Raw genomic sequence first — 12881 nt, 5'->3', positions numbered from 1 at the left:
TTCGCTTTAACGGGGCACGACCTTGCGCCTAAGCCTTCCCCCTAATCCGGGGGAAGAGCATGTTCGCGACCTACGAACGTCGACTGATCGCACGCTATCTCTGGCCCGGCGCCGGTGGGCGGCTGGTCCTGCTGGTGGGCGCGATCGGTTGCATCGGCGTCGCGATCGGCGTTGCGTCGCTGGTGTTGGTCGTCGCCGTCATGAACGGTGCACAGGCCAAGCTGGCCAGCAGCGTCGCACCGATCGACGGGCATCTCAGCATCACCGCCGCCGCGCATCAACGGATGGACGAGGCGCGGGTCGCCGCCATCGTCGCCCGCCTGCCCGGCGTCGCCCGCGCGGAACCGCTGCGCGAGATGACCGCCGCGCTCAGCATCGATGGGCGGGTCAGCCCGATTCGCTTGCAGGGCCTCTATCCCGATGGTCTCGCGCGCCATCCCGCGCTGGCGCACTTGGCGATGGGGCGCCGTCCCGATTTCCCCGACAGCATCGTGGTGGGCGAGAATGCGGCGCTGCAACTGGGGCTGCTCCCCGGCATGCCTGTCGCGATCGGGCGAGTGGAGGTCGCTCCAGACCAGGCGGTCGCGCTGCAGCTCTTCGACGCACGGGTCGCCGGGCTGTATCATGACGACGAGGCGTCGGGGGGCCAGCCGCCGGTCGTGATCGGCCCGGTCGAAGGATTGCCGGTCCTCAGCGAATCGGCCGCGGTGACCCGCCGCGTCGCCGTGACGCTGGCCCACCCCGCCGATGAAGCGCGGGTGGCGGGCGAAATTCGCGAACGGCTGGGCCCCGCTTATCGCATCACCAGCTGGACCCAGAGCAATCGCGCCCTGCTCTCCGCGCTGGCGATGGAGAAGATCGGCATGAGCATCGCGGTCGGCCTGGTCACGCTGGTCGCGCTGTTCAACATCCTGTCGTCGATGACATTGCTCGCCCGATCGAAGCGGCGCGAGATCGCGGTGTTGCGCAGCATGGGCGTGTCGGCGCGAAGCATCGCGCGCATCTTCACGACGGTGGGCACGGTGATCGCGACGATCGGCGCGTCGGCGGGGCTGGCCTTTGCCGGCGGCGTCCTGACCCAGCGCGCCCATATCACCGCGCTGGCGTTGTGGATCGCACCGTCGCGGGAGGCGGATCTGGACGTCTTCCTGTCCCTGCCGATCGGCATCGCCGCCCATGAGGTGGCGATCATCGCGGTCGTCGTGCTGGCGGGCGCGGTACTGGCCAGCCTCTATCCGGCCCGTCGGGCGGCGCGTGTGCCGCCCGCCCTGGTCCTGCGCGGCGAATGATCGTGTTCGCCGGACGCGAGTAAACCCCGGCGGCCCGAAGACCGCCGGGGTTTTTCCTGCAAACCGTGCCGCGCGCGAAGGCGAAGCCGGTTGGCCCCGGCACCCGAGTGGGGGCGCGGTGCCAGGGCGCTCAGGAAACCGGTGTTACTGTCCGAGCAGCTTGAGCACGCCTTGCTGCGACTGGTTGGCCTGGCTCAGCATGGCGGTCGACGCCTGGCTGAGAATCTGCGCCTTGGCGAGCGCGGTCGTTTCCGCCGAGAAATCGGTATCCTCGATGCGGCTGCGCGCGGCCGAAAGATTGGTGGCGTTCGACGTCAGATTGTTGATCGCCGACTGAAGACGGTTCTGCACCGCGCCCAGGCCCGACCGGAAATTCGCCACCTTGGCGATCGCCGTGTCGAAATCCTCGAGTGAGGGCGGCGTCGTCGCTTGCAGCTTTTGATTGGTGAAATCGATGATCGTGGTCAGGGTCGAGTCGGTCTTGAGATTGCCGAACGTCATGGTCAAGGCGTCCGTGGAATAGGCGCCCGCCTGGATCTGCACCGACCCGGCATTGCCCGCGGTGCCGTCGAACAGCTTCTGGCCGTTGAACGTGGTGTTGGTCAGGATGGTCGAAATCTGCGCCGACAGGGCGTCCTGCTCGACGGTGATGCTAGTCTTGTCCTGCGACGAATAGGTCGCGTTGGCCTTCTGCACCGCCAGTTCGCGCATCCGCTGCAGCATGTTGCTGACTTCCTGGAGCGCGCCTTCGGCCGTCTGCGCCATCGAGATGCCGTCATTGGCGTTGCGAACGCCCTGATTCATGCCCCGGACCTGTGCGGTCATCGAGGAGGTGATGGCCAGCCCGGCCGCGTCGTCCATGGCGGAATTGATCCGCTTGCCCGTCGAAAGGCGGTTCATCGAAACATCCAGCCCGGTCTGGGCGGCTATCGACGCATTGGCGGCGCGTAAGGCCGAGATATTGGTGGCGATCACCGTCATGGTTGTTCTCCAAAGCTGGAGCTCTCCGCCGCCCCCAAGGCGAAGGTCGAGCTGCCACAACGGAAAACGGCCGCCTTTCGCCGCACTTTAGGAAAAAAGTGCAGCGGGCGACGATTCTTTTTGACTGCCCCCTGCCATCTCTTTGAAATGGCAGGGGAACAGTTATCGGGGGTTCAGGGGATCAACCCCCGATCCGGGGGTTAGCCGAGCAGCTTGAGCACGCCCTGCTGCGACTGGTTGGCCTGGCTCAGCATCGCGGTCGACGCCTGGCTCAGGATCTGCGCCTTGGCGAGCGCGGTGGTTTCGGCCGAGAAGTCCGTGTCCTCGATGCGGCTCTTGGCTTCCGACAGGTTGGTCATGGTCGAGGTCGTGTTGTTGACCGCCGACTGAAGCTGGTTCTGCGTCGCGCCCAGACCGGCACGGGCCGTCGCCACTGCGCTGATCGCCGCATCATACTGGGCAAGCGTTACCGCTCCGACCGTAGTGGCAGTCGGCGCGGTGCCACCGACACCACCGGTGACCGCCTTCATCGCGGCATTGCCGGTCGAGGTGAAATCGGTCGACTTCAGCGTCACCGTGTCGCTGGAACCAGCACCGGTCTGGATGGTGTAGCCGGAGGCTGCAGTGGAGTCGAACAGGCCCTTGTTGTTGAACTTGGTGTTGCCCAACACACTGTTGATCTGGTTGGCCAGCGCCAGCTGCTCGTTGTTGATGTTGGCGGTGTCGGTGGTCGAATAGGTGCCGTTGGTCGCCTGGACCGACAATTCGCGCATCCGCTGCAGCATGTTGTTGACTTCGTCCATCGCGCCTTCGGCCGTCTGGGCCATCGAGATGCCGTCATTGGAGTTGCGGATACCCTGGGCCATGCCGCGGATCTGGGCGGTCATGGATGCCGAAATTGCGAGGCCCGCCGAGTCGTCGGCTGCCGAGTTGATACGCTTGCCGCTCGACAGGCGCTCCATCGAGGTGCTCAGCGCATTCTGGGCCAGGGCGCCGGCAGTGCTGGCGCGCATCGCATTCACGTTCGTCGCAATAACAGTCATCGTTCTTCCTCCGAGTAGCTCGACGGGTCCCTCGCTGTCCCCTGGGACCGTCGAGCCGTCGAAGTGGAGAACGGCCGCATTCCGGCAGGTTTTAGCCGCCGACCGGCAAATATCTGCCCTAAAGTTTTGCCGGTTTTGCCGTTTCGCGAGCGGGCGGGCGCGCGGGCCCGTGCCGGCGCGGGGGCGGGCGCCCGCGCTCGCCTGCGCCCGGAAAAAAGTTGCCGGTGCCGTTGCCGAATTAACCGCGGTTTTACCAAAGAGGCCGCATTGACGAGTCACGAAAGGACTTGTCAGCCGATGCCGTCGATTCTTCCCTCTCCTGCCCTGGTTAAGCAGAAATATGCGCTGATCTCGGCGCTTCGTGCCCAGGGTCTGGCGATTGCCGAACCGGGTGCCGCACCGCAGGCCGGCGACATGTTCCTGGTGACGCCGGAAGACGCGGTCACGCACCCGACACGTACCGTGATCGTCGGCGACGGGGCAGAGCCCGCCATCATCCCGATGGCCGATGGCCGCCCGACGACCGTCATCTATCCCGCCAGCGAGGCCGGTGTCGGCAACAGCTTCGTCCGGGCGCTGGTCGCCGGGCCGGAAATGCCGACCGCCGCCGATCCGGAGAGCCTGGCGCTGTTCACCCTGGCCGAGCGTGTCGCGCAGTCGGACATCACCGTCCTGATCAACGGTCCGACCGGCACCGGCAAGGAAGTGCTGGCCCGCGCCATCCATGCTCAGTCCACCCGCGCCACCAAGCCGTTCGTCGCAATCAACTGCGCCGCGCTGCCCGAATCGATGCTGGAGGCCTTGCTGTTCGGCCACCAGAAGGGCGCGTTTACCGGTGCGGCCCAGGCTGGCGAAGGTTTCTTCCGCGCAGCGGACGGCGGCACCCTGCTGCTCGACGAGATCGCCGAGATGCCGCTCCAGCTCCAGGCCAAGCTGCTCCGCGTGCTCCAGGAGCGCGAAGTGATCCCGCTCGGCGCGTCGATGCCGCAATCGGTCGATGTCCGCGTCATCGCCTGCGCCAATCGCGATCTCCAGGCCGAAGTGGCGGCAGGCCGGTTCCGCGCCGACCTTTACTATCGCCTGTCGGTCTTCCCGTTGACCACCAAGCCGCTGGCCGAGCGTCGCATGGACATTCCCGCGCTGGCCGCGACGATGATCCTGCGCCACGCCGCCGGTCGCACCGTGATGCCGTGGCCCAGCATGGCCACGATCGAAAAGCTGTCGATGCACAACTGGCCCGGCAATGTCCGCGAGCTGGAAAATGTGATCCAGCGCGCCCTGCTCTTTGCGGGTGGCGCGACCATCGAACCCGATCATATCGTGTTCGACCGCCCGATGGTCGCCAACGACACCGATGACACGCCGCTGACCGTGACGACCGCGGAAGCGACGCTGGGTAAGGTCGTACAGATGAGCGAATTCGCCGCGATCCGCGAGATGCTGGCGGCCTGTGGCGGCAATCGTTTGGAAACCGCCAAGCGCCTGGGCATTTCGGAGCGCACGCTGCGCTATCGCCTGGCCAAAGCCCGCGAGCAGGGTGAAGAGATCATCCGCCCGTCTAGCCGGGCCGTGATGGCATGAGCGTCGGCGGTGTCGGCGGCGCGATGAGCGTCGACCGGGTGATGGCGCTTCGCGCCCAGATCCTGGAACGTAATCAAGCGCTCAAGGCGGCAAGCCAAGCCGGTGCCAACCAGGCGGCACAGGCCGCCCAGACTCAAGCTCCGGCGGCCCCGGCGAACAGCTTCTCCGACACGCTGGAAACCGCGCTGAAGGGCGTGAACGAAGGCCAGCAACAGGCCGCCCGCCTGTCCGAAAGCTATGAACGCGGCGAAACGGTCGACATCGCCAAGGTGATGATGGCCCGCCAGCAGGCATCGGTCGGGTTCGAAGCGACGCTGCAGGTCCGCAACAAACTCCTGTCCGCCTATAAGGACATCATGAGCATGCCGGTGTAAGATGAGCACTGCCCTCACCCCCGCATCGACCAATCCCGCACCGGCCTTGCCGCCGTTGCCGGAAAAGTTCGCCAACCCGCTTCGCCAGATCAAGTCGGTGATGGCGCAGCCCGCCGTCCGCCGGTCCGCGCCGATGGCGCTGCTGATCGGACTGATCGCCGCCGCCGCGCTTGCCTGGATGGCGCTGTCCAGCCCGCCGCAAAAAACGCTGTTCGAGAATCTCTCGGACGCGGACAAGCAGGCGGTGACGACCGCGCTGTCCGCCGCGAACATCAAGAGCAAGATCAACGACGGCACCGGCGCGCTGACCGTCAACGAAGAGGATTATTCGCGGGCACGGATGCTGCTGGCGGGCCAGGGGCTCCCGAAGCAGGCGCCTGGCGGCTATGCGATCCTCGACCAGTTGCCGATGGGCGTCAGCCGCGCGGTGGAGGGCGAACGGCTTCGCCAAGCCCGCGAAAGCGAACTGGCCCGCTCGATCGAGGAGATCGACGCGGTGGCCGAGGCGCGCGTCCACCTCGCCATGCCGGAGGCTTCGGTCTTCGTGCGCGACCATGCCTCGCCGTCTGCCTCGGTGGTGCTCAAGCTCAATGCCGGACGCTCGCTGTCCGACGCGCAGGTCCAGTCGATCGTCAACCTCGTCGCCTCGTCGGTGCCGGGGATGAAGCCCGAGGATGTGACCGTCGTCGACCAGATGGGCGGCCTGTTGTCCAAGAAGGGTGCCGACGGCGCGAATGGCGACGATCGCCGCATCGATTTCCAGCGTCGCCTGGAAGAGAAATACCGCACCCAGCTCGTCCAGCTGCTGACCCCGCTGGTCGGCGCGGGCAATTTCACCGCGGAGGTGCAGGCCGAGGTCAATCTGGACGAAACCAGCGCGACCCGCGAAACCTATGACAAGGAAGGCGTGCTGCGCGCCGAAACCGGCAACTGGACCGGCAACCAGAAGGATCCGACCACTCCGGGCGGCATTCCGGGTGCGCTGTCCAACACCCCGCCGCCCGCCAGCACCCTGCAACAGCCGCAGCCGGCAACGGGTGCGCCGGGCACCCCGCCCGCCGACCAGAAGCCGGTCGCCGGTGGTCCGGGCGTGAACCCCGAAAAACAGTCCGACAGCTTCCAGCGCGCCTATGACCTGGGCAAGGAAGTCTCGGTCACCCGCGCCGCGCCGGGTTCGATCAAGCGGCTGACCGTCGCGGTCCTGCTGCGCGATCCCGCCACGGGCAAGCGCAGCCAGATGGAGATCGGCCAGATTTCCGATCTGGTGAAGTCGACCGTCGGCTTCGATCAGCAGCGCAACGACAATGTCACCGTCATCAGCCGCAAGTTCGCCGACGCGTCCATGGAGAGCAAGCCCGCCTGGTACGACAATAGCTGGCTGCCCATCGTCGCCCGCAACGCGACCGCGCTGATCATCGCGCTGCTCGTCCTGCTGCTGGGCGTGCGCCCGCTGCTGAAGGCGATCACGAAGAAGAAGGACGAGGACGCCGCCACCAGGGCGCTGCCCATGGGGGCTGCCGACGGCGCGAGGTCGGGCCAGTCCGGCCAGCCGGGGCAGATCGTGACCGGCCCCGACGGCACGCCGATGATCATCGGGCTGGACGGCGTGGCCGTGCCGATCGACGCGACCGTGCTGTCCGCACTGGCCGCCGCCGGGATCAGCGTGACCCAGGCCAACCCCGCGCTCGGTTCCAGCGATCAGATCGCGGTGAACCCGACCGTCACGCTGGACGAGATCGAGTCATCGACCGTGCTCGACGAACGGATCGGCAAGGTACGCGGCTTTACCCGCGACAATCCGGCCCGCGCCGCGCTCGCCATCCGTGACATGATCCGCACCCCGGAGGCTGCGGCGTGACGACTGCGACGGAATCTCCCCGCGCCTATTCGGGGGTGGAACGCGCGGCGATGCTGATGATGCTGGTCGGCGAGGAAGAAGCCGCCGCCATCCTTCAGAAGCTGGACCCGGATGAGGTGCGCGAACTGGGCAAGGCGATGTACTCCATCGCCGATGTCAGCGAGGACGATGTTGGTGCGGTGCTCGACAATTTCGTCGGCTGCGCACGCGCGCGGACCTCGATCGCGTTCGAGCCCAAGCCGCTCGTCGAAAATCTGATGAACCGTGCGCTCGGCCCCGAACGCGCCGACAGCGTGTTGTCGCGCATCGTGCCCCCCGAGGCGCAGTGCGAGATCGAGATGCTCGACTGGCTCGACGCCGCCGACATCGCCAAGATCGTCGAGAAGGAACATCCGCAGATCGGGGCGGTCCTGATCGCCAATTGCGATCCGGCGGTGGCGGGCCAGGTGCTCGAACTGCTGCCCGACGTGATGCAGCCCGACATTCTCCACCGCGTCGCGCGGCTGGGACCGGTGACGCCGCAGGCGATCGAGTCGCTGAACGCGATCCTGTCGCGTCGGGCGAGCGGCGGCAGTGGCGGCAGCGGCACGAGCAAAGGCCTGACCATGGGCGGTTCGCGCGAAGCGGCCAAGATCCTGTCGAGCGCCCGCAAGTCGACCGAGCAGCGGGTCATGCCCAAGCTGTTCAAGATCGACCGCGACGTCGCCAAGCAGATCGAGGAGGCCCTGTTCATCTTCGAGAATCTGCTGGAGATGGACGACAAGAATCTGGGCGCGCTCATCCGCAACGTCGATGGCGAAGTGCTTATCCGCTCGCTCAAGGGCGCGGACGAGGCGGCGCGCGAACGCTTCCTGGGCTGTATGTCGGCGCGGGCGGCGGCGGGTATCCGCGACGAGATCGACTCGCGCGGCCCGATGAAGCTGACCGAAGTGCTGGAAGCGCAGAAGGCAATGATCGCCGTGGCCCGCAACCTGGCCAAGGAAGGGACGATCATGATGGGCGGCGGGGAGGACGATTATGTCTGATTTCGTCGCCGGCTTTTCCGCGCGGCAAAATGCCGCCGCCGCCGCGCTGCAACAGGCGTTCGCCCCGCCGGGCGCCTTTGCCCGGTCGGACCTGTCGGGCATGGCCATGGCGCCGGGAACGGGGGCCGGGGTGGGATTCGACATGGGCGCCGATCCGGTGTCCTTCCGGCCCCGCTCGCCCATGCCCGGTGGCGATGCACCCCGCGATCCCGATATGCAGGCGCGGCCCCGCCACTTCCATCCGGCCAACCCCTCCCAGGACCCGACCCAGGGCTGGGACCCGTTCGCCGCGTGCGAGGAAAGTGCCGAACCCGCCGCCGACCCGATCGCCGCAGCGCGCGCCGCCGGCCATGCCGAAGGCTATGCCCAGGGTGTCGAGGATGCGACCCGCGAGTTCCAGGCGCTGACCGAGGCGCAGTCCCGCGACGAACAGTTGATCGGCGGCATCTCGCACGCGCTCTCCTCGCGGATCGACCGCGACATGATGGCCAACCAGTTGCGTCATACCGTGATGGCGCTCGTCACCCGTCTGGTGGGCGAGACCGGCATCGACGCCGACCGGCTGACCAGCCGGATCGAGGGCGCGATCGACCTGCTGGCCGAGGCGCATGAATCGGCGATGTTGCGCGTTCATCCCGATGATGTCGCCCCGCTCGAAGGGCGGCTGCCGCAGACGATCTTCCCGGTCGGCGATCCGACCGTCGAACGGGGCGGCTTCGTGCTGGAAAGCGCCTCCACCATCGTAGAGGACGGACCGCGCCTGTGGCTGGATCAGCTGGCGGCGGTCATCGACAAGGTGCCGGTCCCTTCATGCTGAGCCGCTTCACCGCCGATTATCTCGAAACGCTCGCCCAGGCCGATTTTGCGCCGCGCGCGACCGTGTCGGGGCGGCTATCCTCCTATGACGGCCTGTTGATGGAGGCGGTCGGCCTGTCCTTGCCGGTCGGCACCGTCTGCGCGATCGGCGATGCGGCGAGCGAGCGGGTGGAGGCCGAGGTGATCGGTTTCCGCAATGGCCGCACGCTGCTGATGAATCTGGGGGGCCCGGCGGCCCTTCTCCCCCGTGCGCCCGTCCGTCCGCTCGGACCTCCGGGCGAGGCGGAGGTCGGGGCGGCGATGCTGGGCCGCGTGGTCGACGGATCGGGCAAGCCGATCGACGGCCTGGGCCCCATTCGCGGTGCGGGCCGCTGGCCGCTGGCGGGCAAGATGCAGTCGCCGCTTGATCGCGGTCGGGTGCGCGAGCCGCTCGACGTCGGAGTCCGGGCGATCAACGGGCTGCTGACCATCGGTCAGGGGCAGCGCGTCGGCATCATGGCGGGATCGGGCGTCGGCAAGTCGGTGCTGCTGGGCATGATGGTCCGCGCCGCCCGCGCCGATGTCATTGTCATCGGCCTGATCGGCGAGCGCAGCCGCGAAGTCGCCGACTTTCTGGAAACCAAGGTCGCGGGCGAGGCGCGCGCGCGCTCGGTCGTCGTCGCGGTGCCCGCCAATCACTCGCCGGTGCTGCGTATCCGCGGCGCGCTTCGCGCCACCGCCATTGCCGAGGCCTTCCGGGCCGAGGGCAAGAAGGTGCTGCTTATCATGGATTCGCTGACCCGCGTCGCCCATGCCGGTCGCGAGATCGGACTGGCGCTGGGCGAGCCGGCCTCGGCGCGCGGGTATCCGCCGTCGGCCATTGCGATGCTGCCCAATCTGATCGAGCGTGCGGGGGCGGACGCCCATGGCACGGGGTCGATCACCGCCATCTACACCGTGCTGGCGGATGGCGACGACGGCAACGACCCGGTGGTCGATTCGGCGCGTTCGATCCTGGACGGCCATATCGTGCTCAACCGCCATCTGGCCGAGCGCGGCGTCTATCCGGCGATCGACATCGGCCCCTCGGTCAGCCGCGTGATGACCGACATCGTCGGCAAGCCCCATGCCATGGCGGCACGGACGTTGCGTCGTCATCTGGCGACCTATGAGGAAAATCGCGACCTGGTGTTGATGGGCGCGTACCGTGCGGGCGCGGATCCCGCGGTTGACGCCGCCATCGCCTGTCACCCGGCGGTGATGGAATATATCCGTCAGGATGCCGACGAGATCGTGCCGCTCGACCATGCGGTCGAGGAACTGGTCGGCGTGTTCGGCCAGCCTGGCGTCTGAAGGATAGGCCATGCCCAACCGGCAACAAGCTATGCTGAACCGGCTGCACCGGGTGCGCACGCTGCAACTCAACCTGACCATGGCCGAGGAATCGCGGGCGCAGCAGCGCGTGACGACCGAGCGGCAGCTATCCGATCGCATCGCGCAACTGGTCGAGGCGGTCGCCCCGACGCCCACCCCGCCGACATCGGCGGCGGCGCTGATGGCACGGGCGCATTTCCGCCACCGCCTGAACGAGTCATCGGACGCCGCCGCCAGCCGTGTCGCCGCCGCCGAGCATCAGGCGAGCCGCGCCGCGGAGCAGACTCGCGATGCCAAGCGCGACCAGACGGCGGTCGAAAAGCTGCTGGAACGCGCTCGCGCCGCCGCGATCCGCGCCGAAATGCGCGCGCTGGAGGATATGCCCGCCGCATCGCCGCGCCGTTCGCAAAACCGGCACGATCCTTGCTGACGGGTATCATGCCATGTCAGCCATCGCTTCATCCCTCTCGGTAGATACCCCGCATCCTCGCCGCAGCCTGTCCGCCAAGCCGCACGGTGCCGCGTCGGAAGGCGCCGGAAATCCCGGCAAATTCTCCGATCTCCTGGCGATAGGATTGCCGTCCGCCGACACGGGCCCGGTCTCGCTGATACCCGGCGACGAGGATGCCGCACCGGACATCGGCGACAAGGCGGCAGCGGACTCCGGCAATGTCTTGCCGACCGGCATGCCGATCGCCTTGCCGGCCTTTGCGGAACTCGTGGCACCGCCGATCCAGCCTGCGCCGACCATCGAAAACATCGTCGCCAGCCCGGCCATCGTTGCGAAGGCGACGACCCTGGTTGCGCTCTCACCAGACGGCATCCCGACGGTTCCGGTTCCGCAGGATGGCAAAGCGCAAGGCCAGGAGGCCATTGCCTTGCCGACGCTCGCCGCATCCGCATCAAGCGCGATCGTCCTGCCCCCGCCATCCGGTTCCGATACGGCCGCCGCACCGCAACCGGCCGGCAGCCCCGCACCGGATAGCCGCGTCGTACGCGCGGATTCGAACGCGACGCTGGTCAAGCCGATCGATACCGCGATGCTCGATGCATTAACCCGCGCCACCGCTCCGGCCGCGGGGACCACGCCCCCGGCACCGCAAGCCGCCGGCGGAGCGGGCTTTCGACTGGTCTTCGCCGACCCCCGGGTCGAGCCGATCGTCACAACCCCCGCCGCCCCTGCCCTGCCCAGCGGTCCACTGAGCGTGACGCAACCGGCGCAGGGCGCGGCGACGATCGGCCTGCTCGCGGGCGCGCTGCGCAGCCTATCGACCGCATCCGAGGATCGCGACGACGCGACCGAACCCCTCGCCCCCGGCGTGACGGGGCAGGTCGATCCGATCGCGCTGGCCGGCACCGACGGGGCGCGGCCGGTGGTGGCGACGACGGCCACCGCCGACCAGTCGCCGCTCGACATGACGCATCAGCATTGGCCGCAGGCGATGATCGACCGGATCGACCGGATGCGCGAGGATGCCGCGACCGCCGACACCCGGATTCAGCTTTCCCCCGACGCGCTTGGCGGGATCGCGGTCGCCATCAGGCGCGACGACGACCGGACTCATATCCACTTCACCGCCGAGCAGTCCCATACCGCCACGATGCTGGCCGACGCGCATGCGACGCTGGCCCGGCTGGCCGAGGACAAGGGGTTGCGGCTGGGCAGCATGGCGGTGAATGCCGGCGCCTTCAGCGGTTCCGATCTGGGCCAGTCGGCGCGGGATCAGCACCAGCCCACCCCAGCCGCCCCCATTCCGGCGGCCCCCCGCGCCCGATGCCGACCCATTCCGCGAAAGCGCGACGGGCATGCCCGCCGACGCCGCCGCTTCCACCCGAATCGCCTGAGGAACTGAGATATGAGCGACGCGAAAGACACGCCCGAAGCCGATGGTGCGTCCAAGAAGAAGAAGGGCAAGCTCGGCAAGATCATCGTCATGGCCGCCGGGGTCGTCGTCCTGCTGGGCGGCGGCGTCGGGGCCGGGCTCTATGCCGCCAATTCCGGCCTGATCGGCGGCCATGAAGCCTCCGCCAAGGACAAGGCCGCAGCGGAAGAGGCCGAGGCCGACGCCAGCCATCCCGGCCCCAAGCTGGTCCCCAAGTCCGAGCAGAAGCGCGCCGGTGAAGGGGGCGAGGGCGGCGAAGGCGGTCATGGCGGCGGCGAAGGTGGCGGCGAGGGCGGCGAAGGCGGCGAGCACCACGAGAATGTCGGCATGAAGACGCCGATCGGCGACGGTGGCGAACGCTATGCCAGCAATTACTACCAGATGCCCAAGGACTTCACGTCCAACATGCGCAACTCGGTCCACATCATCCAGGTCGGGCTGGCCGTATCGACCCCCTATGACGACACGGTCATCAACAATCTGAAGACCAACGACCTGGCGGTCCGTTCGGCGATCCTGATGACGCTGGGCGATGCCGATGAGGAAGCGGTCTTCTCCAGCGACGGCAAGCGCCAGCTGCAACGCAAGCTGGTCGACTCGATCAACGAGATTCTGCGGCAAAAGGAGGGATTCGGCGGCATCGCTAACGTCTACTTTACCAATTTCGTTGTTCAGTGA

12 protein-coding genes are annotated in these 12881 nt (G+C 67.6%); 10 read left to right on the top strand and 2 right to left on the bottom strand.

The features are described from left to right. The first annotated feature begins 59 nt into the window (after nt 1-59). A complete protein-coding gene (locus tag ACWPWT_RS05295; RefSeq protein WP_454278839.1) occupies nt 60-1289 on the top strand; it encodes an ABC transporter permease in 1230 nt (409 codons plus the stop codon). Between the two features lie 144 nt (nt 1290-1433). Here the strand turns inward: ACWPWT_RS05295 and ACWPWT_RS05290 are convergent, their stop codons facing one another. Together ACWPWT_RS05290 and ACWPWT_RS05285 are read right to left on the bottom strand one after the other, a co-directional pair. Then, on the bottom strand, nt 1434-2270 hold the full coding sequence (locus tag ACWPWT_RS05290) for a flagellin N-terminal helical domain-containing protein (protein ID WP_454278838.1): 837 nt from the start codon (nt 2268-2270) through the stop codon (nt 1434-1436). A gap of 200 nt (nt 2271-2470) precedes the next feature. Then, nucleotides 2471-3313, bottom strand: coding sequence for a flagellin N-terminal helical domain-containing protein (locus ACWPWT_RS05285; RefSeq protein WP_454278837.1), 843 nt, complete (start codon nt 3311-3313; stop codon nt 2471-2473). Nucleotides 3314-3610: 297 nt separating this feature from the next. Here ACWPWT_RS05285 and ACWPWT_RS05280 point away from each other — a divergent pair, with 297 nt between their 5' ends. The 9 genes from ACWPWT_RS05280 to ACWPWT_RS05240 are packed head-to-tail and all read left to right on the top strand — an operon-like array spanning nt 3611 to nt 12881. Next, nucleotides 3611-4894, top strand: coding sequence for a sigma-54 interaction domain-containing protein (locus ACWPWT_RS05280; protein WP_261268555.1), 1284 nt, complete (start codon nt 3611-3613; stop codon nt 4892-4894). Next, nucleotides 4891-5268 (top strand): flagellar hook-basal body complex protein FliE, encoded by a 378-nt coding sequence (fliE, locus tag ACWPWT_RS05275; RefSeq protein ID WP_454278836.1) that lies wholly within the window; start codon nt 4891-4893, stop codon nt 5266-5268. Before ACWPWT_RS05280 ends, fliE begins: the two co-directional genes overlap by 4 nt. A gap of 1 nt (nt 5269) precedes the next feature. After that, nucleotides 5270-7126: a flagellar basal-body MS-ring/collar protein FliF gene (gene fliF, locus ACWPWT_RS05270; RefSeq protein WP_454278835.1), complete on the top strand. Its 1857-nt coding sequence runs from the start codon at nt 5270-5272 to the stop codon at nt 7124-7126. After that, nucleotides 7123-8151, top strand: coding sequence for a flagellar motor switch protein FliG (fliG, locus tag ACWPWT_RS05265; RefSeq protein ID WP_454278834.1), 1029 nt, complete (start codon nt 7123-7125; stop codon nt 8149-8151). The genes fliF and fliG overlap by 4 nt, the downstream gene beginning before the upstream one ends. Then, nucleotides 8144-8968, top strand: a complete 825-nt coding sequence (locus tag ACWPWT_RS05260; RefSeq protein WP_454278833.1) for a FliH/SctL family protein — start codon at nt 8144-8146, stop codon at nt 8966-8968. The genes fliG and ACWPWT_RS05260 overlap by 8 nt, the downstream gene beginning before the upstream one ends. Further along, nucleotides 8962-10299 carry a FliI/YscN family ATPase gene (locus tag ACWPWT_RS05255; RefSeq protein WP_454278832.1) on the top strand — a complete coding sequence of 446 codons (1338 nt, stop codon included), beginning with the start codon at nt 8962-8964 and terminating at the stop codon, nt 10297-10299. The genes ACWPWT_RS05260 and ACWPWT_RS05255 overlap by 7 nt, the downstream gene beginning before the upstream one ends. 10 nt (nt 10300-10309) lie before the next feature. Then, nucleotides 10310-10750 (top strand): hypothetical protein, encoded by a 441-nt coding sequence (locus tag ACWPWT_RS05250; protein WP_454278831.1) that lies wholly within the window; start codon nt 10310-10312, stop codon nt 10748-10750. 13 nt (nt 10751-10763) lie between these two features. Then, nucleotides 10764-12173 (top strand): flagellar hook-length control protein FliK, encoded by a 1410-nt coding sequence (locus tag ACWPWT_RS05245; protein ID WP_454278830.1) that lies wholly within the window; start codon nt 10764-10766, stop codon nt 12171-12173. A 3-nt stretch (nt 12174-12176) separates the two neighbouring features. Further along, the gene (locus ACWPWT_RS05240; protein ID WP_454278829.1) at nt 12177-12881 is read left to right on the top strand and encodes a flagellar basal body-associated FliL family protein; all 705 of its coding nucleotides are present in this window, start codon (nt 12177-12179) and stop codon (nt 12879-12881) included.

Source organism: Sphingomonas sp. Marseille-Q8236, from assembly GCF_965112005.1.
Note: the sequence above shows the minus strand (reverse complement) of the source record. Positions and strands in the feature narration are given on the sequence as shown.